The sequence below is a fragment of the Ruegeria conchae genome, assembly GCF_000192475.1.
In the GTDB taxonomy this organism is placed as follows: Bacteria; Pseudomonadota; Alphaproteobacteria; order Rhodobacterales; family Rhodobacteraceae; genus Ruegeria; species Ruegeria conchae.
In genome coordinates this window covers 1-22,817 of record NZ_AEYW01000024.1, presented here as the reverse complement: position 1 = coordinate 22,817, position 22,817 = coordinate 1, and the positions used below count along the sequence as shown (strand labels likewise).

Annotated in this window: 20 protein-coding genes and 2 pseudogenes; 16 read left to right on the top strand and 6 right to left on the bottom strand. The window is 54.9% G+C overall.

The genetic code is table 11. The features are described from left to right. Window positions 1-258: 258 nt before the first annotated feature. Window positions 259-1,155, bottom strand: a complete 897-nt coding sequence (locus tag G7G_RS23790; protein ID WP_083829040.1) for a LysR substrate-binding domain-containing protein — start codon at window positions 1,153-1,155, stop codon at window positions 259-261. Between the two features lie 102 nt (window positions 1,156-1,257). Between G7G_RS23790 and G7G_RS24780 the strand changes: the two genes are divergently transcribed. Beyond that, on the top strand, window positions 1,258-1,482 hold the full coding sequence (locus G7G_RS24780) for a hypothetical protein (protein WP_010443383.1): 225 nt from the start codon (window positions 1,258-1,260) through the stop codon (window positions 1,480-1,482). Between the two features lies 1 nt (window position 1,483). On the opposite strand, the gene G7G_RS0120685 is transcribed toward G7G_RS24780, so the two are convergent. Continuing rightward, window positions 1,484-3,226: an adenylate/guanylate cyclase domain-containing protein gene (locus G7G_RS0120685; protein ID WP_010443382.1), complete on the bottom strand. Its 1,743-nt coding sequence runs from the start codon at window positions 3,224-3,226 to the stop codon at window positions 1,484-1,486. 220 nt (window positions 3,227-3,446) lie between these two features. On the opposite strand from G7G_RS0120685, the gene G7G_RS23460 reads away from it, so the two are divergent. The 7 genes from G7G_RS23460 (at window position 3,447) to G7G_RS23455 (ending at window position 7,423) form a co-directional block, all read left to right on the top strand. After that, entirely contained in the window at window positions 3,447-3,899 is a 453-nt protein-coding gene (locus G7G_RS23460) for a hypothetical protein (protein ID WP_010443381.1), read from the top strand. A gap of 19 nt (window positions 3,900-3,918) precedes the next feature. Then, complete coding sequence (locus G7G_RS0120675; RefSeq protein ID WP_010443380.1) at window positions 3,919-4,290, top strand: YciI family protein; 372 nt, start codon at window positions 3,919-3,921, stop codon at window positions 4,288-4,290. Window positions 4,291-4,293: 3 nt separating this feature from the next. After that, window positions 4,294-5,529, top strand: a complete 1,236-nt coding sequence (locus tag G7G_RS0120670) for an RNA polymerase sigma factor (protein WP_010443379.1) — start codon at window positions 4,294-4,296, stop codon at window positions 5,527-5,529. 68 nt (window positions 5,530-5,597) lie between these two features. Then, window positions 5,598-5,984: a VOC family protein gene (locus tag G7G_RS0120665; RefSeq protein ID WP_010443378.1), complete on the top strand. Its 387-nt coding sequence runs from the start codon at window positions 5,598-5,600 to the stop codon at window positions 5,982-5,984. A 24-nt stretch (window positions 5,985-6,008) separates the two neighbouring features. Beyond that, window positions 6,009-6,407 carry an MAPEG family protein gene (locus G7G_RS0120660; RefSeq protein ID WP_010443377.1) on the top strand — a complete coding sequence of 133 codons (399 nt, stop codon included), beginning with the start codon at window positions 6,009-6,011 and terminating at the stop codon, window positions 6,405-6,407. Further along, on the top strand, window positions 6,407-6,751 hold the full coding sequence (locus G7G_RS0120655) for a TfoX/Sxy family protein (protein ID WP_010443376.1): 345 nt from the start codon (window positions 6,407-6,409) through the stop codon (window positions 6,749-6,751). The genes G7G_RS0120660 and G7G_RS0120655 overlap by 1 nt, the downstream gene beginning before the upstream one ends. Window positions 6,752-6,763: 12 nt before the next feature. Continuing rightward, entirely contained in the window at window positions 6,764-7,423 is a 660-nt protein-coding gene (locus G7G_RS23455; protein ID WP_010443375.1) for a DUF2461 domain-containing protein, read from the top strand. 153 nt (window positions 7,424-7,576) lie between these two features. On the opposite strand, the gene G7G_RS0120645 is transcribed toward G7G_RS23455, so the two are convergent. The 3 genes from G7G_RS0120645 to G7G_RS0120635 form a co-directional block, all read right to left on the bottom strand. Further along, window positions 7,577-8,992: an FAD-binding oxidoreductase gene (locus tag G7G_RS0120645; RefSeq protein WP_010443374.1), complete on the bottom strand. Its 1,416-nt coding sequence runs from the start codon at window positions 8,990-8,992 to the stop codon at window positions 7,577-7,579. 117 nt (window positions 8,993-9,109) lie between these two features. Next, window positions 9,110-9,367, bottom strand: a complete 258-nt coding sequence (locus G7G_RS0120640; protein WP_010443373.1) for a DUF4242 domain-containing protein — start codon at window positions 9,365-9,367, stop codon at window positions 9,110-9,112. Window positions 9,368-9,393: 26 nt separating this feature from the next. Then, window positions 9,394-12,993: an adenylate/guanylate cyclase domain-containing protein gene (locus tag G7G_RS0120635; RefSeq protein ID WP_010443372.1), complete on the bottom strand. Its 3,600-nt coding sequence runs from the start codon at window positions 12,991-12,993 to the stop codon at window positions 9,394-9,396. Window positions 12,994-13,331: 338 nt separating this feature from the next. Here G7G_RS0120635 and G7G_RS23450 point away from each other — a divergent pair. Both G7G_RS23450 and G7G_RS23445 read left to right on the top strand, forming a co-directional pair. Next, window positions 13,332-14,012: pseudogene (locus G7G_RS23450) on the top strand (IS6 family transposase). Between the two features lie 84 nt (window positions 14,013-14,096). Then, window positions 14,097-14,792, top strand: coding sequence for a HipA domain-containing protein (locus G7G_RS23445; protein WP_010443369.1), 696 nt, complete (start codon window positions 14,097-14,099; stop codon window positions 14,790-14,792). 62 nt (window positions 14,793-14,854) lie between these two features. Here G7G_RS23445 and G7G_RS0120620 read toward each other — a convergent pair whose 3' ends face one another. Next, window positions 14,855-15,484, bottom strand: coding sequence for a response regulator transcription factor (locus G7G_RS0120620; protein ID WP_010443368.1), 630 nt, complete (start codon window positions 15,482-15,484; stop codon window positions 14,855-14,857). A gap of 218 nt (window positions 15,485-15,702) precedes the next feature. On the opposite strand from G7G_RS0120620, the gene G7G_RS0120615 reads away from it, so the two are divergent. The 6 genes and pseudogenes from G7G_RS0120615 to glyA all read left to right on the top strand — a co-directional run. Continuing rightward, entirely contained in the window at window positions 15,703-16,944 is a 1,242-nt protein-coding gene (locus G7G_RS0120615) for a pyridoxal-phosphate-dependent aminotransferase family protein (RefSeq protein WP_010443367.1), read from the top strand. 28 nt (window positions 16,945-16,972) lie between these two features. Next, the gene (locus G7G_RS0120610) at window positions 16,973-18,169 is read left to right on the top strand and encodes a malate--CoA ligase subunit beta (protein ID WP_010443366.1); all 1,197 of its coding nucleotides are present in this window, start codon (window positions 16,973-16,975) and stop codon (window positions 18,167-18,169) included. Continuing rightward, the gene (sucD, locus tag G7G_RS0120605) at window positions 18,169-19,059 is read left to right on the top strand and encodes a succinate--CoA ligase subunit alpha (RefSeq protein WP_010443365.1); all 891 of its coding nucleotides are present in this window, start codon (window positions 18,169-18,171) and stop codon (window positions 19,057-19,059) included. The genes G7G_RS0120610 and sucD overlap by 1 nt, the downstream gene beginning before the upstream one ends. Continuing rightward, window positions 19,059-20,030 (top strand): 2-hydroxyacid dehydrogenase, encoded by a 972-nt coding sequence (locus tag G7G_RS0120600; protein ID WP_010443364.1) that lies wholly within the window; start codon window positions 19,059-19,061, stop codon window positions 20,028-20,030. Before sucD ends, G7G_RS0120600 begins: the two co-directional genes overlap by 1 nt. Then, complete coding sequence (locus tag G7G_RS0120595; protein WP_010443363.1) at window positions 20,030-22,660, top strand: phosphoenolpyruvate carboxylase; 2,631 nt, start codon at window positions 20,030-20,032, stop codon at window positions 22,658-22,660. Before G7G_RS0120600 ends, G7G_RS0120595 begins: the two co-directional genes overlap by 1 nt. A gap of 21 nt (window positions 22,661-22,681) precedes the next feature. Then, window positions 22,682-22,817: pseudogene (glyA, locus tag G7G_RS24285) on the top strand (serine hydroxymethyltransferase); the annotation flags it as partial.

The following is a 22,817-nucleotide window of genomic DNA, read 5'->3' as shown; positions in this document are numbered from 1 at the left end:
CTTGCGTCATTGCAGAAGCTACGCACTCTGGCCTTCGGTGATCAGGGGAGAGTTTCTCATCTCATGAGCTTCCATTTTTTGGAATGATTTCCGCAGGCGCGGATCAGACTACTTCTGATATAGGGTTTGGCAGGTTTCGCTGTGGAGCCCGCCGCTAACGAGCAATCAAATCAAAAGACACTTCGTTTTCTCTGAGGTCGATTAGGGATTCAAGGCGGACCGACCGGTGCGCTCGGTTTGATTCTGCGCATAGCAAAATTAAGCAGTAGCCACACCTTCCGGGGATTGCGCCTCCTGTTGCAACCACTCTCGAACAACACGGACGGCTCGCCGCCGTCCCGCGCGCTGGTTGGTGGCGAGGTAATATCCTCCAAAGGGAATTTCTACGTCGTTAAGGCTCACCAACGCACCCGTCTCAACTTCTATTTGACAAAGGTGCTTGTCCATCAGAACCGCACCCAGGCCCGCCACGGCCGATTGGATTGACAGGAGTGCTCCTAATGGATGAGGCAGATCAAGAGTAGGAACCTCTTTTAAACCAGATTTCGAGAACCATTCTGGCCAAAGACGGAATGTTGCCTCTTCAATCAATGGGCCCGTGGCCAGAACTTTAAGGTCGGTCTCAGAACCAACAATTGGCGCAAAGTTTGGCGCGGCAAAAGCTCTGACCAGAGATGGAAACAACAGGACGTACCCTTCGTCTGGGTGGGTGCGAAGATATCTTAGGCCCAGATCGAAATCGTGCGCCTCAATATCCATGACCTCTGTTGTGATCGAAAGACGTAAGTCTATCTCTTGATGCGCGGCTTTCAGTCGTGGTAGCCGTGGCACCAACCATTTTTGCGCGACGGCGCTCTCTGTTGTCATGGTAACAACACCTTTGGGCGCAGACGTCAGAGCGTCAGTTGCGATGGCAATTTGGTCAAGAGCAGGTGTGATCTGTCCCAAGTAGATTTGTCCCTGTTCGGTGAGGGCAACACCAGATTTTTGCGTCCGGAAAAGATGCACGTTCAACCGCTTTTCCAACCCGCGTATGTGACGGGAAATTGCGGAGTGCGATACGTTCAATTCCTCCGCTGCACGGGTAAAGCTACCCAACCTCCCAGCTGCCTCAAAGGCACGCAGCGGATTTAGGGGAGGTAAGTTTCTTGGCATGATAGATTGTGACTTTTTGGAACAATGGATGTCAAGAAACGGCGTTTGTGGGATGTCAAGATTTTTAAGAAAGTAGGTGCATGACTACTAAAGGAGAGATCCATGAAGTACACCTATTCTCGTGATTTTGTATCACATCGTGAAGTCCCGGCCTCAGGAGTCAAAAGTGTGGGCCCCTTGTGCGAAAAAGTCAAAGAGTCGCTCCGATTATTGCTAGCAAAGCGAATTGACCCAACCAGAATGAGCAGGGTTGAACGGCAAGATTCCGGAATCGCCGAAGCCGAGATCGATTGGCATAACGCCTTACGCGGACCTTTGATTAAGTAAGTCAGACAGGCAAACCAGCTTTGTGCAGACCGGTCGCCAGAACTTCGAAATCGTCTCGACACCGCCACATACATTCATAACCACGCGCAAGAGAGGAGAGATTGTCTTTGGGCACTTCGATGCCACGACTCCCAAATTCGTCATGGCGTTCCGCAATAAATTCCTGCAACGCAGCCGCCGCCTCAGATTGCCGACCAAGATGCGCATAAGATGCTGCCACGAATGCCGCAGCTAACGAGTTGAGCCGAGCCTCTCCCATCAAAAAGCCGATTGCTTCCTCGTAGTTTCCGCAGAAGAATTCTATCTGCCCCATGATCCAATCGATCGAAGGGGGATGCAACGGATCTAACCGCATCGCTCGCGATACGACCTCTCTCGCTTTTTCGTGCCTCCCCAGCAACAGAAAAGCATAACCGCACCACGCCATGGACTCCGCTTCGTTTTCGATCTGCGATAACGTCTTTTCGAACTGTGCATTTGCTTCGTCCCAAAGGCCTGCGCAGAGATAAGCAAAACCCAGTTGGTCTTGAATGTAGACGTCCCGGTTGTCCAGTGCAGCACCCTTGCGCGCGATATGCAGGATGTGACCGGAAGCGTCAGAGCCCGCCAATCCCAGCCAAAGATCGATAACATAGGTGTCTGAGAGGTACATGTAAGACCGAGCGATGGACGGATCGAGCGCAATGGCCCGTTCCAACAAAGCTCTTGCTTTAGCCGTATCCCTGGCATTTAGGCCATCTCGAAGAGCTTTGCTTCGAAGCATCAGCTCGTAGGCCTTCATCTCATCTGCTGGTTTTTGCGATGATCGGTCGGCAACGTTGTGTTGAACACGTCCCGGAAGGACCGCAACGATGTTGCGGGCCACCTCGTCCTGAACGGACAGGATGTCTTCCAACTCGCGATCATATCGTTCTGACCATAGTTGCGAGCCCGTACTTGCTTCCGCGAGCTGTACGGAAATTCTTACCCGACTACCGGCCTTTCGAACGCTGCCTGTTACGAGATAATCGGCTCCCAATTCTGCTGCGATCTCTGCCGGATCGGCTTCCTGTGTTCTAAAACGGAAAGATGCGTTTCTGGAGACAACCTGAAGAGTACGAAATCGAGACAACCCGGTGATAATGTCTTCTGCGATGCCATCGCTGAAGAATGCCTGCTCCGGGTCGTCACTCAAACTGTGCAGTGGTAAGACTGCGATGGTAGCTTTGCGGGGTGTAGCTGCTGGCTTCGCGTCAGGCTGTGCTTGCTCCGCACCTCCAATGCGCCAGGCCCTAACAGGCTCAGTGATGTTCTTGATGGTATGTGTGCCCGCATCCTCCCACACGACCGAAATGCGGTTGCCAACCACGCGATAGACAGCGTCCGAGACGAGCACACCTCCTGGTGGGGCAAGTTGCTCTAAACGCGAGGCAAGGTTAACACCTGAGCCGAAGACATCATCCTCTTGCATGAGGATGTCACCAAGATTGATGCCAATGCGGAAAAGCAACGGGTCTGGCTCTTCCAAGGGTGATTGTTGCCATTCAACGGCGCAAGAAACCGCGTCTGCAGCACTAGTGAAGCTCGCCAAAAGGCCATCACCCATAAGTTTGACAATCCGTCCGTGGTGACGATTGATCAGAGGTGCAACTGTACCTTCTAAGTGAGCGGTCAACGCATCAAGCGTTCCAGCTTCGTCTCGCTCCATGCGACGAGTAAAGCCGACCATATCGGCGACCAGAATTGCTGCAAGCTGTCGCTCCAAATTTACCTCCCTTCCTCTGCATAACGACCGGTGTGGTAATAGACCATCCATAACTGAGTGGTCACATCCTTTGATCATAGGCTCTGTGCTTGTTGTGACAGTTCTACTGGCGCCCGCAGCATCGCGCGTGGACGACGAATGTCTCTTAGGAGCCGCGCTTATCAAATCCCACATATTAGAGTAGTCTTTTCCGATAGCGTCTCCGGGTTTGAAATCGAAGATGGAAAAAGTACTGGGCTTTGGCGGGTTTTTCTTCTGGGCAGACGAGCCTGCTAATTTGGCGGCATGGTACCGTGACAAATTGGGCATTAACCTTGTACCAAACGACTATGAAACACCGTGCTGGACGCAGGAAGCAGGCGAGACCGTATTCGCCCTGTTTGAAAAAGTGACAGAGTATTTCGGGGACCAAGAAAAGGCATCTATGCTGAATTTTCGTGTTTGCGACATTGAGAAAATTTCGCACAACTCGAATCTAAGGGTGTTGACGTCCGCCGAGATCCGGTATCGCCATATCCGAATGGCAAATTCGCGTGGCTCAATGATCCTGAAGGTAATCCAACAGAGCTTTGGGAACCGGCCAAGCATTCGATTAGCCTCTCGGTGTTCCAACTGGCTATCTTGGGATCGGTTGTCGGATTTGCATGTCCTCGCGCGTCCTTGCACCATGTGAATGAAGCATGGAGGCGAATATGATATACGCAATCACGATTTATGGGGAGCCGGGCGTGTTCGAAGCGCTGCCCAAAGATCGCCAGGAGGAAGTGATGTCGGGACACGGCGCGCTGCAATCGGCATTAACGGACCGGGGCGAGTTTGTGTCGATGAAACTGATGCCGCCAACCTCTGCTGTTATGGTCGAGCCAGCTACGACCGAAGGCACGGCTCCCCTGATCACCGACGGTCCGTTTGCGGAGACAAAAGAGAATTTCCTTGGGTTCTATGCCGCTGATTTCAAAGACCTGGATGAAGCGTTGGAATACGCAAAGATGATCTCATCCCCTGTCGCACGGCTAGAGGTGCGCCCGGTTGCCTGGGCGGGTGGCGCAATCTCGTCTGAATAGGTCATGTCGGACTGGCTTGAGGCTACAATTACTTTGCACCGACCGCGCGCGCTTGCGGCCCTGACCCGATTGTTCCGGGATATCGACACGGCGGAAGAGGCATTTGCCGAAGCTTGCCTGAAGGCGCTGACGGTCTGGCCCAAAGACGGTACGCCGCGTGATCCGTTGGCGTGGTTGCTGACGACCGCACGTAACTCGGGCTTGGATCATGTGCGCAAATCACAGCGTCGTGCGGCAATTCTCGCGCGTCACAGTGAGGAGTTTCAGTTGATGCCCGCCGAAACACCGGACCCTGACGAAATGCGCGATGATGTATTGCGACTGCTTTTCATTTGCTGCCATCCGGAACTCGACCGGCGGGACCAGATTGCCATTGCCTTGCGCGTGGTTTTGGGGCTGAGCGTAGACGAAATCGCGAGCGGATTTCTGATCAGGCCAAAAACTATGGAACAGCGGATCACCCGTACAAAAAAGAAGATTGCGAGCAATCCGGTTGCCTTCGAAACACCCAGCCCGGCTGAGCGGGGTGCACGCTTGGGTGAAGTTTCCTTGATGGTCTACCTGATGTTCAGCGAAGGATGGTCAACCTCAGCGGGTCAAAATCAAATCAAGCTTACCTTGTGTGAAGAGGCGATCCGTTTGGCCCGTCTGCTTGCGGCACTGTTTCCGGCGATGGGGGAACAGGCCGCCTTGCTGGCATTGTTGCTGTTCCAGCACGCTAGGCGTCATGCGCGAATTGATACGGACGGAAAGCTTGTCGCGTTGGACGATCAGGATCGCAGCCTTTGGGATCGCTCGGACATCGCCGAGGCGACGGGTCTTTTGCAGAAGGCTCAGCGGACTGGTCATCATGGTGTTTACATCGTACAGGCTGCAATCGCCGCAACACATGCCCATGCAGATTCGGTAGATGACACGGACTGGGCGTCGATCGAAAGTCACTACGCTGCTCTCTACGCATTACTGCCAACACCTGTCATCCGTCTCAATCAGATAGCGGCTCAGGCCAAGCTGCACGGCCCGTATTATGCGTTAAAGGCGATGGAGACTCTGGCGCAGGATTTGTCCACCTATCGCTGGTTCCACGCAATGCGCGGAGGGCTTTTGCAGGAAACCGGCGATCACAACGCGGCGATTGCCGCCTTTGAAACGGTAATGAATCTTGGCCCAACCGCGCCCGAACGTGTTGCAATCACGGAAAAAATAGAGATTAGCCAAAATAAATTACGCGGCGTGTAGGGATCACTGAATATCGCGCGTCCTTGGATCAGACCCGTATGTGGCGGGCGTAACCAAGGGAGAAGCACATGAGTATTCTTGAGATGACCACTGTCGGAAACTCCGGCTGGATCGGACATTCCGGCCCCGATCAGGGCAAAGCCAAAGCCTTTTATCAAGAGGTGCTGGGCTGGACGATCAATGACATGCCCATGCAGGACGGATCAAGCTATTCAGCCGCCGTTGTTGGCGAAACCGCAATTGGTGGCTTTTCCCCAATGCCAGAGGATAACGGTAGCTGGACGATCTTCTTTACCGTGGCCGACGTGGACGCCAGCGTCGCCAAGGCTGAGGCCAAAGGTGCCGCGATTGTCCAGCCTGCTATGGATATGCCGGGGGTCGGTCGCATGGCCACTCTGACTGACCCGCAAGGGGCACGGTTTGCGCTAATCACATATGAGAGCATGGCGTCCTAAGCGCAATCAAAGAGGAGGCATAACATGGAACAGTTTCCGCAGATCGCGCTGGTCGTCACTGCTATTTTTGTTTTGATGAGTATTCCGATGGCGATCGCCGTTGGTGTGCGTCGCACCAAGACCGGGATCTCTTTGCTTCACGGTGAAGATGAAAACTTGCTGCGGCTGATGCGGGCGCATGGGAACTTCATCGAATACGTGCCGCTTGCATTGCTTGCCCTGGCGGGGGCAGAAATCGCAGGAACCCCATCCTGGCTGGTCGCCGCCTGCGGTGGTGTGCTGCTGTTTGCCCGCCTTGTCCACTATTTCAGCCTCAGCACTTCGGTGAATGGCAAGGGGCGTGCGGTAGGGGCGGCGCTGACGACCTTGGCCATGTTGGTGCTTGCGCTGGCAATCCTCTGGCAGCTTTGGATCTACAGCTGATGCCAGTGGATGAAACACTCAACGCCCGCATGCGAGACGCTCTGGCCGCGCATGTGGGCATTTCCGAAAAGCGGATGATGGGCGGCCTGTGCTTCTTTTTGAATGGCAACATGCTTTGTGGTGCGCGCAGACATCAGGATGGCGTGGGTCGGTTCATGTTTAGGGTGGGTAAGGTGAACGAGCCCACGGCATTGCAGGACCCCAAAGCCCGCGCTGTGATTCACGGAACCCGCAAGCTGGGCGGTTTTGTTCGCGTTGACGCATCAGATTGCGATGACGCAGCCTTGCTACGGTGGCTGCAGCTATGCCTCGAACATGCCGCGGCGTTGCCCAAGAAAGACTGAACGGAGGATCTTATGGCCCAATTCGATTGTTTTGATGCCGAGGCAGTGGGCTTCCTGCAAGAACTGAAGGCCAACAATACCAAGGACTGGTTTGCGGCGAACAAGGCGACGTATGATACCCATATAAAGGCACCCAGCAAGCTGTTCGCCGAAGATATGGAGTTGGCGCTACGCGACTTGACTGGGCAGGATCATAGCGGCAAAATCTTTCGGATTCATCGCGATGTTCGGTTTTCCAAAGACAACACACCCTATAACGCGCATCTGCACCTTGCGTTCCTACCGACAGGACAGGCGGTTCAGCCGCCAATGTGGTTCTTTGGCCTTTCCCCAGAAAAGCTGTCACTCGGATGTGGGGTGTTCCAGTACGACAAATGGGCTTTGGACACTTTCCGCGAGGCGATGGCGGGTCCTCTGGGCGCAGAGTTAACCCAGATCACATTAGAGATGCGAAAACGGGGTTTCAGGATCAGTGACCCGGAGTTGAAGCGCATCCCGCCCGGTTTTGACAAAGACCACCCCCATGAGGAAGTGTTGCGGCGCAAGGGCTTTGCAGTTTGGATGGATACCGAGACTCCAGCCTTTGTTTTGAAGTCGAATCTGACGGAACTAACAGCCGCCGAGTTCGCCAAACTGATGCCAGTGTTTCAGCTGCTTTCGCGGATCACGTGACCCCACTACTGCGAACACAACGGATGGCGGCTTTTACGGGCGCACCGCAACCTGGATCCGGTTGGATGAACGACAGGAACGAGAAATGCGGCGTGACGACAAAGCAAAACACTCAACATCAATCTGGATCAAATTATACAGTTCTGGATTCCATCACGCAGGCAAAATATTGTGGTTTACTCTGAACAAATTGACCGGGTCATATGTGCCCTTGATCTTAGAAAGCTTCTCACCGTTGTCACCATATGCTCCTGCCATGTGATCCGCTTCGTCTTCGGGCATAAAGTTGACATACGCACTACCGGTCGCGTGCGGTCGCATCTGGTCGTAAAGATCTCGCGCCCAAGCAATGCACTCGGCATCCTTGCTGGGATCCTCCCAACGCGTGTGTACATTCATGATGAAGTGAGCAGATCTCTGGGGATAAGCGGTAGAACCGGCCTCGACGCGCGCCATTGCTCCGCCCACATGGGCAATAAAAACTTCACACGCCGGGTCAGGAAGGCTGGAAATCGCTTCCAAGAGTCCTGAGATTGCATCCGAAGAAAGTGCATCGAAATCATGGCTCTTCCAGTAGTTCCTGGCGCCTGGCGTCAACAAAGGATCAAAGGCGGCCTGCCAGTCTACGAACTTGTGGGGAGATATCACATCGGCGATTGGTTCACCTAGCGCGCGCAATGCCGCCATAGCTTTTTCACCTTCCTCCATCGACCCGCTATAGCAGGCGGCAAAGATCAACACCTCTCGCCCTTGCCACTCAACTGGCAGGAACGGTAGAGGAGGCGCTTTTCGCATCACGCTCCAGACGGTCAGCTCATCCGGGGAATTGTCAGCAATCGTAGCAAATTCAGCGAGGAGCTCTGGCGCATTTTCTATCGGATGAACAATGAGGCCAGACAGGACATCGGGTCCTAGCTCATGCAGTTGGAACTCAAATGAGGTTACGACACCAAAGTTTCCACCCCCACCGCGGATAGCCCAGAAAAGTTCCGGGTGGCTTGTAGGGGATGCGGTTACAATGGCTCCGTCCGCAGTCACGACTTCCGCTGAGAGCAGGTTGTCGATCGTCATGCCAAATTTCCGGGTGGTCCATCCAAAACCGCCGCCAAGGGTAAGGCCCGCAATGCCCGTGGTCGAGTTGATGCCAACAGGAACGGTAAGCCCATGCGCCTGGGTTTCACGATCCACATCTCCTAGCAGTGCACCCGGTTCAACCCGAGCAGTCTTGTTGACAGGATCTACGTGAACCGACCGCATTTGGGACAGGTCGAGCATGACTGTTTCATCTGCGACAGCGTGCCCTGCAATCTGATGCCCACCTGACCGAACCGACATTACGAGGCCAGTGTCTCGTACGAAATTCACGGCCCTCTGCACATCGCTTGCTCCCAGCGCGCGGATCACGAACCCCGGGTAACGTTCGAACATGCTGTTCCACGTTGTTCTTGCGTCTTCGTACTCCGAGGTGCCTTTCTGGTAGACCCCGCCGCGAAGTGATGCATCAAGCGCGTCCAAAGTGTCTTGATTTACAATAGCTGTACTTCCGTCGAGTGTTTTCAGGTCAAACATGCGTAGGCCTCCCAATAGTCTGGTTGGGCTTCTTGCAAGGCTGCCTCAGCTAATTGCTATTTCCGTCGCGTTGTCTCGCGAAGTCGTTTCATTGAGGTGGGTAAAAATGGCTGCTGATCAGGCAAATATTGCCGGATCAATCCGATCCACAGGTGTTATGACATCGGCAGGAATATTCAGTCGCTCAGCCGCCTTTCTGAGGCTCTCCTCATCAGGGGCTTCGTACAAGCAGTATGTTTTGCGCTTATCTGCGCTGAGGAACGAAAAAATCCATTCGACGCCGACTTCGTCATTGATTTCTTTGATGTGAATTTTGTCATCTTCACTGACGTTTAGCTGCTCGGCAAAATTTCTTTCAATTATGTATCTAGGCATTAAGTCCCCCAAACAGTTTAAGTACCTTAACTCGCTACTCCTTCGAGCTTTGACCTTAGGGAAACCATACCCAATTTCTGCGAAATTGCCAACGCTTCCCCTTCCAGTTGAAACGCCTGTTCCACATCCTTGGGGCGTCCCCGTCGCCTCAATGCGGATGCAAAAGCCGCTTTGCTGTGCGCAATCCAAGGTGGGCATTTCATGCGCGTGTCAATTTCAATAGCCTTCTGGAACATTGTGTCTACGGCATCCCAGTCTTTCAACACCGTGCCCAGACCGCCAAGGCGTCGCGCTGCCGCACCTGCGCACACCGTCGTTGCCCCTGCAGTGATCGTCAGTTCTTCGTATGGAGCCAGTAAATCATAGAGCGTCTTGGCATGTCCCTGATGTTCAATGGTGACGCATATGTCAGCCAGATAAGATAAGGTCGTTGAATACATAGCGTCGAGTGGAAGATCGAAGCCATTGTCGGCCATTTCATTCAGTATACGTTCAGCAGGTTCCTTGTATCCGAGCTCGGCCGCGATAAGGCCAAAACCTGGTTTCCACGAAATGTCTTCGGGGCTGTCCGTCATCAATTTCTTGATCACAGGTGCGACCTCGTGCAGTCGGTTTTGCTCGCGGCGGATGGTAAACATCTGAACCCCAAAGACGCCCTCAACATGTTCCCCATGGGTCTTTCGACCGATCTTCACTGCCTCGGTGGCGTGTCTTTCTGCTTGCGCAAAATCGCCGTCCATAATTGCAACCATGGCGCGTGCGTGCTTCTGAACCCAATAGAGTTGCAGATGATTGTCTTTTTCCGAGATCTCGGTGAGCAAACCCAGAGAATGGTCCATCAACTCGCGGTCGGCCATCTCGGCACCTACAAACAGGCTGAGAGTTCGGTCTCGCCCTTGATCGATACTGCCAAGTTTCTCGGCCACACCATGCATAGCCTCCAGATTTTCGCGCCATTGATGAGCGTCTCTTCCCTTCCTCGCTATGAATGGGGCCCCAAAATGCATCATCATGACCGAAAACTGGGATTTATAATCTCCCAGTTTTGCTGCTAGTTCCATAGATTGCTGCCCGAAACGCGCACCTTCGGAAAACTGACCTACGAATATATGGGCGCGCGCAAGTTGACTCATCAATCTGCACCGACGGACATCATCACCATCGGGCAAATCTTTCAGTGCATTATCGCAGAGTTCGATCGCCTCGCTGTGCCTTTCGCTGGACATCATGCATGAGTCAGCGAAGTGGTTGGCCGCGTCTGCGGCCAGCTCCACGTTGTGCACCGCCCGGGCCGCGTTGGATGCGTCCTTCAGAACAGCTATACCTTCAGGCAATTGGCCCAAGCTGTCATGGCTGCGGCCAACCAAGATTTTGCCTTTGATCAATTCTGTATTGGAGTCTGAACCAAGTTTTTCTGCGGCTCTTAAAGTTTCCTTGGCGTTCGTCATCGCTTCTTGGCTGGCAGATCGCACCAATGCCATTTCTGTCGCAATCTGCCATTTTTCAAACGCGGCACTCCAGTCCTCAGCCTCTGAAAGGTGGCGCGCGACTAGTTCAGGGCGACGCTCGATCTCAGATGACCTTATCCGCATCAAAGCACGCGCCACGTCTGCGTGCTGTTGTCTCCGGGTTGAACTCAACATGGATTGATAAGCGGTATCGCGAATAAGGGCATGGCGGAAAACGAAGTGCCCGCGATTGTGCCCGCTTTCAAAGATCAAGCCTGTTCGAGATAGTTCTTCGAGGCATTTGTTGATATCAGATTCTTCAAGGCCTTTCGCGGCACATAATATGCTCGGCTCAAATTCTCGGCCAATTACCGATCCTGTAAGGGCGACTTGTTTTGCCTCTGGCGAAACAGCGTCGAGCCGCGCCATCAATGCGCCTTTCAATGATGAAGGTATGTGGCCTTGCCCCTGCTCGCCGGAATCGACGATGGCTCGGGTCACTTCTTCCACGAACAATGGAACCCCATCGGTTTTTTCAGTTATCGTAGAGATCAGTGCTTCGTCCGGTCTCTTGCCTGTAATGTTTTCGACAAGGTCTGAGACATGCGCAGAATCGAACCGGCGCAAAACTAGAGACTGTACGTGTGTGTCCCCATCATCACGGGCCATTTCCCACCCGGGTCTATGGGTTATTAAGATCATCAGAGGAAGATCCGTGCATATCGACTTAAACCGCTCCAACAAGGCTTGTGTGGAGGGATCGATCCAATGAGCATCTTCTACGCAAAGCATAACCGGACGTACACTTGACCGCACCTGCACCGTGTGAATCAATGTTTGGATTGTTGTGTCGCGCTGCTCCTGCGGTGACATCTCGAGCACCTTTTGGGCAAGCACACTACGAGGCGCGACCAACGCTGCAAAGAAAGGCAGAACTTGTTGCCAGTCCAACCCTGGTCGTCCTTCAAGCATTTTTCTGACATGCTCAAGGATCAGATTGTCATCAAAGTCCGGTTCAACACCCGCATCCTGGGATATTCGTTGGGCTACCGGATGAAAGGGGCTGCTGCTGAGATAGGGGGAACAGTTCAGCCTTATGACATCGACTTCGTCGTTTTCGGTGATTTCTGCAAGGAATTCCTCGGTAAGCCGCGACTTTCCTATTCCGGCTTCACCGGAGAGCAGAACAACGTCTCCGTGGCCATTCTGAGCACGTTGCCATGATTGCAGTAAAATGCCCTTTTCGTAGTCCCGGCCAACCATGACGCTGTCGACATCGTCTCGATATGAGGCCCGAAACCGGCTTTCCGCACTACGTTCCGACACCACTTTTTGCAGATTACGTGGTTCAGCAAACCCCTTTAGCTCTGCCTGCCCAAGAGATTTGAACTCGAATACTCGATGCAAAGTTGTCTCGGTTTCCTCAACTGACAAAACGACTGAGTTTGGCTCTGCATGCTCTTGAAGCCGTGCTGCAAGGTTGACGACCGGACCAGTCATGGCCCCCTCCTCATATGTGTTTTCGCCAATGGTATCGCCGACCACAACATCACCGCTCGCAACTCCCAGTCTGACGGACAAAGGTTCTCCGTCAGGCGTTTTGAGTTCTTTGACACGGCGAACAGATTCAAGGCCGGCTTTTACCGCCCGAATTGCGTGATCCTCATAAGCCCGCGGCCATCCGAAAAACACAAGAAGACCATCGCCCAAGTACTTTGCTACGTAGCCACCGTATCGGCTTACGGCTCCTGCAACGGCATCTTGGTAGTTCTGTAGCAAGTCCCGCATGTCTTCGGGATCAAAGCGATTGGTGAGTTCAGTCGAGCCGACAAGATCGGCAAACAAAACTGTTACGTGACGCCTTTCTGCAGTAGGCGGTTCAACATACTTCTGTTTGCGCAGATCATCACTTTGTGAATCGTCTAAGGTCAGCGCTTGTTCGTCTTCAGGCGCTTGAACACGAGCTGCTGGTAACGGTGAGGTTGCGGGTCTTTGGCCGTCTAGCTGGTGAATTGCAGCAAGGATGATTTTGCGGTGACCAAGGCTAACTCCGAGCTCTTTTAAGTCGTCGCCAGATAGTAATGGCAGAACGCGCGCATCAATATCGTTTTCCGCAAATACATCCGCGTACTGACTCAGATCGAGATCGTTTAACCATTTGTCTATTCCAGCCGACATCTAAGGATCATGCTGAGATACGCGATACTAATCAAGAATAGGCTTTCAAAATGAACTGATTATTCAATGAATGGCATCCGCAGTCATCTGTCTTCGGGTCACTCTACTATTCCGGCTTTTGCCATCGCATTCTAGATTTACGCGACTGGTTGATTAGCGACACGCGTTTAGTGTTTTGCCTTTGAAGGCGACTTTGTCGGCAGTGCGGTTACTCACCACAATTCGACGAACGATTGCACCGAGCCCATCTCGGGGATCTGTTGCAAGCTTTTAGCCATCTACGCTCGCGCCACCAACAGGTGAATGACCTTCAGAATTATCAAATCGAAAGTCTATTCATAATCTCCTTTAAAGGCGCACAATATCCGAAGGATGTGATCCTCTTTGCTGTGTACTTCTATGTTCGACACGGCGTGTTTTACCGAGATCTTGAAGAGATCATGCGCGAACGAGGCAAATCGGTTGATCACACCACACTGAACCGTTGGGTCAGACAGTATACCGCTGCAGCCGCAGAAGCAGCGCGTCGACGAAAAAGGCCGTGCGAACGTTCCTGGAGAATGGACGAGACCTACATCAAAGTGAAAAGCGCGTGGGTCTATCTCTACCGAGCCGTCGACAAACACGGCAAGACACTAGATTTCATGTTATCCGGGCGTCGCAACAAATAACCTACCTCCAAGTTCTTCGCCCGAATGCTGGAAGCCAATGGCCTGCCTCGAAAGATCGTCAACGACAAAAGCGGCGCCAACACCGCAGGCATTAAGACCATCAACAAGATGCTTAAGAGCTTTGGCTCTCCGATCCCCATTGAGATGGTCAGACGGAAATACTTGAACAATATCGTTGAGCAGGGCCACCGTTTCATCAAGAGGCGAACGCGCCCGCTGATGGGGCTCAAAGCCTTCGCATCCGCGTCCGGGACGCTGGACGGAATCGAAGTCGCGAACATGATCCGCAAGGGTCAGTTCACGCCCGGAATCTGTCCGTTTCGTCAATTCGCAGCACTGGCCGCTTAGCTCCCCTGCAATCGCTTAGACAGTTCATCGTTCCCAAAAGATTGCAACAGAACCCTGCGCAACCTTGCGAGCGCGCCCCTTGGCTTGGACGCAGACGACGAATTCCGCATTTCCTTAGTAGGGGCGCAGGAGAAAACGGCGCTGCTGCGCTACGATGGCGCGTGGATCCGCCCGTCTGGGCCCAACCCTACAACCCATATCCTCAAAACCCAGCTTGGTGTTCTGCCCGCAGGGATCGATTTATCCGACAGCGTCGAGAACGAGTATTTCTGCATGAGCTTTTGTCGCGTCATGGGAATGGAGGTGGCGGAGATCGCGATTGCCGACTTAGAGGACGTGCGGAGCCTTGTTGTGACACGGTTTGATCGGCGTTGGGCCAAGGATGGTCGATTGATCCGCCTCCCGCAGGAAGACTTTTGCCAAGCGCTCACATTCCCGCCTAGCCAGAAATACCAACTAGACAGTGGGCCGAGGATCAAAGAAGGCGTGGGGTTGCTAGCGGGTAGTGATGACCCTGAGGCAGGTCAGCGCGCGTTCTTCCGCACACTGGTGCTGTTTTGGCTCTTAGGAGCGACAGACAGGCACGCCAAGAATTTCAGCGTTGCTTTGCATCCAGGCGGATTCCGCATGACCCCGCTCTATGATGTGCTAAGCGCCCAGAAAGCCGTAGATGACGGTCAATTTCGCCAAAATCAGATGCGTCTTGCGATGGCGGTCGACGTCGGGCGGCTGCCTTTCATGCGGTATGATCAGCAGATCATGCTTCCACTTTTAACATAGTTTAACTTACCCACCGGTATTGCGCGATCGCTAGTACATGCTCGGCCATAGCCGTAATTTGGTTAATCTGAGGCTGCGCCAGAAGAATAGTAGAAAGCAATCGCTTGCGTCCTGTTTTTAACCGAGAGCTTTTCATAGATGTTGCTCAGGTGAAATTTGACGGTATTTGTCGAGATTTGCAGGTCTTTCGAAAGTTCGCGGTTGGATAGGCCCTTGGCTAGCGCTTCAAGGATGACGCGCTCTTTGCGGGAAAGGCTGTGAATTGGGTCCTGCTGCATCTTCCGTACATCGATAAATGGAAACACCATTTTACCAGCCGCCACGTCCGCGCAAGTTTCCAGCAATACTTCAACCTCACCCGACCGGGATGCGAACCCTGCCGCGCCTGCCTGCATGGCGAGGCGCGGAACATCTCCGACCTCATCGCCATAGATGACAAATCGGGGTACGTTTTCCTGTTCCCGTAGAACTTCGATCAATTTGGCCGCACCGAGAACCGGCAAATTCCATGCAATTACGCAAACCTTGACTGGTACCCTCATGACCGCGCCCAAAAACCCTTCGGCGGTGGCTGATGTGGCAACTAGAGAGAATCGCGGATCACGTTCAAAAATCTCCGACATGGCCGACAACACCAGCGGATTGTTGTCGGCCAACATAACGTCAATCGGTTGTTGTGGAAGCTCTGACATTGATTTTACATCCAAAATTCAAATTTTCTACCCATTTGTATAGGTGCAAAATTAGTATACTCTAGTATTCTTACCAAACCGGGTAGGTTTTTCCCCATCCTATTAGAAGTCCTAAAGCAGTAGTAAGTTACGTTGCGTGCCGATGCAAGCAAGGCTTTCCTGATCCACAACACGGTATTTGGGTGTGGCTGAACACCCCGACGATCAAGGAGGATCGAATGAATTCCCAGATTTATCCCACGCTCGAAATCCCCCAAACCTTGGCTGCCGGCCCGGGACCGGGCAATACCGACGCCCGCGTTCTGCAGGCATTCGCAAGCGCAGGGGTAGCTGACCATATGCAGGGTGATGTTTTGCGCGGTATGGTCGAATGCAAACTCATGCTACGCGAGATCTGGGGAACCTCGAACACCTATACCTTCGCGGTCGCGGGCACCGGTTGGAGCGCGCTGGACACCATGTTTTCGGCCGTCATGCCCGGCGACAAGGTTATTGCATTCAACAACGGAACCTTTTCAGGCATCGATACACTGACCCTCAGGATCAAGGCAGCAACACCGGATGAGCATGCCGCCAACCCGCTGGACCCGCAAGCCGCCAGCGTCACCGTGATCGATATACCGCATGGTCAGTCGGTAACCGGCGATATGGTCGAGGCTGCACTGGCCGAGCATAGACCAAAATGGGCGTTCATGGCCCATTGGGAAACGGGCTCTGGCCGGATAAATGATCTGCGCGGGTTCTCCGATGCTTGTGAACGCCATGGCGCTATGGGTCTGATCGACGCTGTTTCGTCTCTGGGTGTCGAGGATTTTCAAATTGATAACTACCCGGGCATCGCTGGCTGGGCCTCTTGCCCGCAAAAGGGTCTGTGCTGCTTGCCATTGACCTATGCGCCGGTCAGCTTTTCCGATGAATATATCGACAGCCTTAAATCAACAGGTGCCTACAGCTATGTCCACAATCCCATTTTCGAGGCTCGTCATTGGGGAATCGTCGATGGGCAGGACGTCGAGAAAGGTACCTATCACCGGACCCATTCCGGCTACGCTGTGGCCGCCTTCCATGAATCCCTTCGTCTGACGCTGACAGAAGGATTGGCAAAGCGGTCAGGCTCGTACCGCACGCACGAAAAGGTGCTGCGTGACGCCGTAACCGCAATGGGATGCGAAGTGACTTCGGATATGCCCAGCCTACTGGTCCTCAACCTGCCGCCGGATCTGGCCGGTCGCGAGATGGAGCTGGTCCAGAATTGCCGGGCGCGCGGGTTCGGCATCTGGCCGACGCTCAGCGCACCTGTACAGGTCCGGATCGGCATCCTCAACCAACTGAACCGCCAGGCGATCAGCCAGATCATCCGTCTGTTCGCCGAAGCCATGCGCGAACTGGGCGGCACCGTCGATTTCGAAGAGATCGAGGCATTGCTCGAAAGCCGTTACGGCACATCGATCGCTGCTTGAACGCACTGCATAAACGGGAGGAATGCAGATGGATATTCATGAGTATCAGGCGAAAGAGGTTCTTTCGAATTTCGGTGTCGCCATACCATCGGGTGCGTTGGCTTACAGCCCCGAGCAGGCGGCCTACCGCGCACGCGAGCTGGGTGGGGACAAGTGGATTGTCAAAGCCCAGGTGCATGCAGGCGGCCGAGGAAAAGCCGGCGGCGTCAAGCTGTGCGACAGCGAAAACGAGATCCACGCAGCCTGCGACGAGATGTTCGGGCGCAAGCTGGTGACCCACCAGACCGGGCCGGAAGGAAAAGGCATCTACCGTGTCTATGTCGAATCCGCCGTGCCGATCGATCGCGAGATCTATCTGGGCTTTGTTCTGGACCGCTCCAGCCAGCGCGTGATGATCGTCGCCTCTTCGGAAGGTGGAATGGAGATCGAAGAGATCTCGGCTGAACGCCCTGACAGCATTGTCCGTTCAATCGTGGAACCCGCCGTCGGGCTGCAGGAGTTTCAGGCACGCGAGATCGCCTTCAATCTCGGGCTGGAACCCCGTCTGATTCAGCAGATGGTCCGGACGTTGCAGGGCTGTTACGCAGCGTTCAGCGAACTTGACGCGACCATGGTCGAAATCAACCCGCTAGTCATCACAGGGGATGATCGTGTACTGGCGTTGGACGCCAAGATGAGCTTTGACGACAACGCCCTGTTTCGTCATCCGCAGATCGCCGAACTGCGCGACAAAAGCCAGGAAGACCCGCGCGAAAGCCGCGCGGCGGATCGGGGGCTTTCATACGTGGGTCTCGAAGGCAATATTGGCTGTATCGTGAATGGTGCTGGTCTGGCCATGGCCACGATGGACACGATCAAATTGGCGGGTGGCGAGCCTGCAAATTTCCTGGACATCGGAGGCGGGGCGTCGCCGGAACGTGTCGCCAAGGCTTTCCGTCTGGTTCTGTCCGACAACAATGTCCAGGCGGTTTTGGTCAATATCTTTGCCGGTATCAATCGCTGCGACTGGGTTGCCGAAGGTGTCGTGCAGGCACTTCGCGAATTGGAAATCGACATCCCCGTTATTGTGCGGCTAGCCGGGACAAATGTCGAAGAAGGCCAGAAGATTTTGGCCAAGTCCGGCCTGCCGATCATCCGCGCCACAACGCTAATGGAAGCCGCCGAACGGGCCGTGGGCGCATGGCAGAACGATCTGACCCAAAACACCAAGATGAGGGCCGTGTAATGAGCATTCTTCTCGACCGCAACACGCGCGTTATCGTGCAAGGAATCACTGGACGCATGGCGCGCTTTCATACCAAGGACATGCTGGAAAATGGCACCAATGTAGTCGGCGGCGTCGTTCCCGGAAAAGGCGGCGAAACCGTAGAAGGTGTGCCCGTATTTGACACTGTCAAACAGGCTGTCGAAGCCACCGGCGCAGATGCCAGCCTTGTGTTTGTCCCGCCGCCTTTTGCTGCGGATTCGATCATGGAGGCCGCCGACGCGGGTATCCGCTATTGCGTTTGCATCACCGACGGCATTCCGGCTCAGGACATGATCCGCGTCAAACGCTACATGTATCGCTATCCCAAGGATAAGCGCATGGTGCTGACCGGCCCGAACTGCGCCGGAACGATCAGCCCCGGCAAGGCTTTGCTGGGGATCATGCCCGGGCATATCTACCTGCCGGGCAATGTCGGCATCATTGGCCGCTCGGGGACACTTGGCTATGAGGCTGCGGCGCAGCTGAAAGAGCGCGGGATCGGAGTTTCGACCAGCGTCGGCATCGGGGGTGATCCGATCAACGGTTCCTCGTTCCGTGACATCCTCGAACGCTTTGAATGGGATGAGGACACCGAGGTCATCGCCATGATCGGCGAAATCGGCGGGCCGCAAGAGGCTGAAGCGGCTGAATACATCCGCGATCACATCTCGAAACCCGTCATTGCTTATGTTGCTGGTCTGACCGCGCCAAAAGGGCGGACTATGGGCCATGCCGGTGCGATTATCTCGGCTTTTGGTGAAAGTGCATCGGAAAAGGTCGAGATTCTGTCCGCCGCCGGTGTGACCGTTGCCGAAAACCCTGCCGTCATCGGTGAAACGATCGCCCGTGTCATGGGAAAGGCTGCGTGATGGTCAAGCCTTCGGTTCTTGTCACCCGTCGTTGGCCTGCTGCGGTCGAAGCGCAGTTGACCGAGAACTACAACGCTGTGCTTAACACCGGAGACAAACCAATGTCACCGGCCGAATTCCGCGATGCGCTGAAAAGCTATGACGCAGTTTTGCCCACGGTTACGGACACGCTCAGCGCCGAGGCGCTGGACGTACCCGCAGCACAGACCAAAATCCTCGCCAATTATGGCGTGGGATACAGCCATATCTGCGAACCATCGGTGCGCAATCTTGGGATGACCGTGACCAATACACCGGATGTCCTCTCCGAGTGTACGGCCGATCTGGCCATGACATTGCTGCTGATGGTTGCCCGTCGCGCTGGCGAAGGCGAGCGCGAATTGCGCGCTGGAAACTGGTCCGGTTGGCGTCCAACCCACCTTGTCGGCACGAAGGTCAGCGGCAAGACGCTTGGCATTATCGGCTTTGGACGGATCGGTCAGGAAATGGCGCGGCGCGCACATCACGGCTTTGGCATGAAAATTCTGGTCCAGAACCGTAGCGCAGTGTCGGCCGAGATGCTGAAACAGTTCAACTCAGCACAGGTCGAAACGGTCGATGACTTGCTGCCACAATGCGATTTCGTCTCGCTGCATTGCCCCGGAGGTTCGTCGAACCGACACCTGATCAACGGGCGCAGGCTCGACCTGATGAAGCCTGATGCCTTCCTTATCAACACCGCCCGCGGCGAAGTTGTGGACGAGCACGCTCTGGTACAGGCCCTCATGTTCGACACGATCGGCGGCGCGGCGCTCGATGTCTTTGACGGCGAACCCCGGATCAGCCCGGACCTGCTGCAGTGCGACAATCTGGTGATGTTGCCCCATCTGGGGAGCGCCACGCGCGAATCCCGCGAAGCCATGGGGTTTCGCGTTCTCGACAATCTCGGCGATTTTTTTGCAGGTCGTACTCCGCGGGATCAGGTGATCTGATGCAAGCACTGGCGCGGAATATTCAGCCCACCCCAGAACCTTCGAACTATGCCGAAGGATTGCGTTCGGAATTGCGGGTGTTGTGGCGGAACATTTTGCTGAAACGGGCGCCTCATGTAGCGACATGGGCCGAGTCTTCGCCGCTGCAGCCTATTCCCGCCGGGCCCGAGGCGACTCCGTATTTGCAGGCCCTGTCGATCTGGTTCCAACTGTTGCGCATCATCGACGAAAACGCCGAAGTCAGAGATCGTCGCCTGGCCGAGACCAATAGCGGCCCCGAAGCGGTCGAAGGCGGGTTTTCCGAGGTGTTGTCCGACCTGTCCCTGACAGACAGCCAAATAAAAAAACTGACCGCTGTTCTTTGTGCCGGCCCCACCCTGACCGCGCATCCAACCGAGGCCAAACGGGTCACTGTTTTGGAAATTCACCGGCGGATATACCGCAACCTCGTTGGCCTTGAAACCCAGCGCTGGACCCCGACCGAACGTGCCGAATTGCTGAATGGCCTGGAAGGTGAGGTCGATCTTCTATGGCTGACGGGGGAACTTCGCCTGACGCGTCCAAGCCTGCGCGATGAGATCGAGTGGGGGTTGCAATTCTTCCGGGATGCAATCTTTAACGCCGTCCCACAGGTCATGAATCGGTTCGATCAGGCCTGCCTGCATGTGCTGGGCCAGACCCTGAACGAAACACCCGATATCCGCTTTCACAGCTGGATCGGCGGCGATCGGGATGGCAATCCGAATGTCACGACCGAGATGACCGCACTGGCTTTGCAACGCGGGCGTGAAACGGTTCTGAACCTTTACCGTCAGGTCCTTGAACAGGCTGCAAGCAGGCTGAGCATCAGTGCCCTCATATTGCCGCTGCCCGAGCTCAATAGGGCGCGTATACAAGAAATAATCAATCGGTTTCCAGAAGCTGGCCGCAATCGGAACGAACCGTTTCGGCAAGCTCTCAATGCCATTCGCCATCGGCTGACAGATGGCGGCTATGATCACATCTCACAATTCGTGAGCGATCTTGATGCGCTTGATAACGCTTTATGCGCGGTCAACGCCGATATTCTGGCGCGACGGCATGTCCGCCCCCTGCGCCGAGCTGCAACGGTTTTCGGGTTCCGAACCACAACATTGGACATCCGCCAGAATTCGACCGTCACAACCGATGTTCTGGCCGAAATCTGGTCACAATCCGGCCAGGCTCCGGACTATGGCACGGCCGAATGGTCTGCCCGTTTGCGCACCGAATTGTCGGATCAGAACCTGCCTTATCAAAGCCGCGACGCGCTGAGCGATCAGGCACAGGAATTGCTCGCTCTTCTGGCGCTGGTCCACAGCGTACGATCAGGGCCAGATCCCAAGGCAATCGGTCCGTTCATCCTGTCCATGACCCGCTCTGCCGATGATATGCTCGGCGTCTACCTGCTGGCCCGTTATGCCGGGTTCGGGTCCGAGACACTGGATATTTCGGTAGTTCCGCTGTTTGAAACGATTGCCGATCTGCGTAACGCCCCGGCGATCTTGCTGGATGTCCTGGGCGTTCCGCTTGCCCGCCGCAGCCTCAAATCCAACGGTAACGTAATCGAGGTGATGCTGGGATATTCGGACAGCGGCAAGGATGGCGGCTACTTCTGCTCAACATGGGAACTGGAACGTGCCCAACGCCGAATCGTATCGGCACTGGCCTCGCAAGGCTTCAAGGCCACATTTTTTCATGGTCGCGGCGGCTCGGTCAGCCGGGGCGGCGCACCTACCGGACGCGCCATAGCTGCGCAACCCAGTGGAACGATTGCCGGACGGTTGCGCGTGACCGAACAGGGCGAGGTTGTTTCAACCAAGTATGCCAACCGTGGGACGGCTGCGGCGCATCTGGAATTGCTGCTTTCAAGCACGCTGCGCCATACAGCCAACCCAGGCGAAACCCCTGCCCGGCCCGAGTTCGACGATGCGCTGGATGCCTTGTCTGAACTGTCGCAGACAGCCTATGTCTCGCTTCTGCAGATGCCGGGTTTTCTGGACTATTTCCAGCAGGCAAGCCCGGTCGAAGAGCTCGCCCGCCTGAAAATCGGCTCCCGCCCGACCCGCCGGTTCGGTGCAGCCAGTCTGGATGACCTGCGGGCCATTCCATGGGTTTTTGCGTGGTCGCAGAACCGTCACCTGATCACCGGTTGGTACGGGTTTGGCGCCGCCATGACCAGCTTTCGCAAATTCCGGGGCGCGCGCGGTGATGAAGTGCTGCAGGACATGTTCAATGATTCTCGCCTGTTCCGCCTCGCCGTCGATGAGATGGAAAAATCGCTCTATCAGGCGGATATGGATATCGCCGCACAATACGGCGAATTGGTCCCCGATGCGGAGACTCGCCAACGCATCTCGCGGGCTATCAAAACGGAATACGACAGTGCCTGCAGCGCAGTGCAGTTTCTGACCGGCGGTCAGACCATCGGTCACCGTTTTCCTCGTCTGTGCGAGCGGTTTGATCGTAAACGGGCCGAACTGGCCCGCATTCACGCGCTGCAAGTCGAACTGCTGCGACAAGCCCGAAGCGAGCCGCAGGCAGGATCGGTACCTGTGCCTTTGCTGCAATCCATGAATGCCATTTCCGCTGGCCTCGGCTGGACCGGCTAACCCTTTTCAGGAGGTTTCAACGTGAACGCCCCGCAACGCACCCAAGGTTTCTTCACCCAATCCCTTGCCGATCGTGACCCCGAGCTATTTGGCTCGGTCACATCCGAATTGGGCCGCCAGCGCGATGAAATCGAGCTGATCGCATCGGAAAACATCG

Coding starts and splice junctions, on each gene's coding strand:
- G7G_RS0120595 (WP_010443363.1), top strand. CDS start 20,030: ATGCAAGCACTGGCGCGGAATATTCAGCCCACCCCAGAACCTTCGAAC.
- G7G_RS0120635 (WP_010443372.1), bottom strand. CDS start 12,993: ATGTCGGCTGGAATAGACAAATGGTTAAACGATCTCGATCTGAGTCAG.
- G7G_RS0120645 (WP_010443374.1), bottom strand. CDS start 8,992: ATGTTTGACCTGAAAACACTCGACGGAAGTACAGCTATTGTAAATCAA.
- G7G_RS0120600 (WP_010443364.1), top strand. CDS start 19,059: ATGGTCAAGCCTTCGGTTCTTGTCACCCGTCGTTGGCCTGCTGCGGTC.
- G7G_RS23790 (WP_083829040.1), bottom strand. CDS start 1,155: ATGCCAAGAAACTTACCTCCCCTAAATCCGCTGCGTGCCTTTGAGGCA.
- G7G_RS0120675 (WP_010443380.1), top strand. CDS start 3,919: ATGATATACGCAATCACGATTTATGGGGAGCCGGGCGTGTTCGAAGCG.
- G7G_RS24780 (WP_010443383.1), top strand. CDS start 1,258: ATGAAGTACACCTATTCTCGTGATTTTGTATCACATCGTGAAGTCCCG.
- G7G_RS0120660 (WP_010443377.1), top strand. CDS start 6,009: ATGGAACAGTTTCCGCAGATCGCGCTGGTCGTCACTGCTATTTTTGTT.
- G7G_RS23460 (WP_010443381.1), top strand. CDS start 3,447: ATGGAAAAAGTACTGGGCTTTGGCGGGTTTTTCTTCTGGGCAGACGAG.
- G7G_RS23455 (WP_010443375.1), top strand. CDS start 6,764: ATGGCCCAATTCGATTGTTTTGATGCCGAGGCAGTGGGCTTCCTGCAA.
- G7G_RS0120615 (WP_010443367.1), top strand. CDS start 15,703: ATGAATTCCCAGATTTATCCCACGCTCGAAATCCCCCAAACCTTGGCT.
- sucD (WP_010443365.1), top strand. CDS start 18,169: ATGAGCATTCTTCTCGACCGCAACACGCGCGTTATCGTGCAAGGAATC.
- G7G_RS0120665 (WP_010443378.1), top strand. CDS start 5,598: ATGAGTATTCTTGAGATGACCACTGTCGGAAACTCCGGCTGGATCGGA.
- G7G_RS0120610 (WP_010443366.1), top strand. CDS start 16,973: ATGGATATTCATGAGTATCAGGCGAAAGAGGTTCTTTCGAATTTCGGT.
- G7G_RS0120620 (WP_010443368.1), bottom strand. CDS start 15,484: ATGTCAGAGCTTCCACAACAACCGATTGACGTTATGTTGGCCGACAAC.
- G7G_RS0120670 (WP_010443379.1), top strand. CDS start 4,294: ATGTCGGACTGGCTTGAGGCTACAATTACTTTGCACCGACCGCGCGCG.
- G7G_RS0120640 (WP_010443373.1), bottom strand. CDS start 9,367: ATGCCTAGATACATAATTGAAAGAAATTTTGCCGAGCAGCTAAACGTC.
- G7G_RS0120655 (WP_010443376.1), top strand. CDS start 6,407: ATGCCAGTGGATGAAACACTCAACGCCCGCATGCGAGACGCTCTGGCC.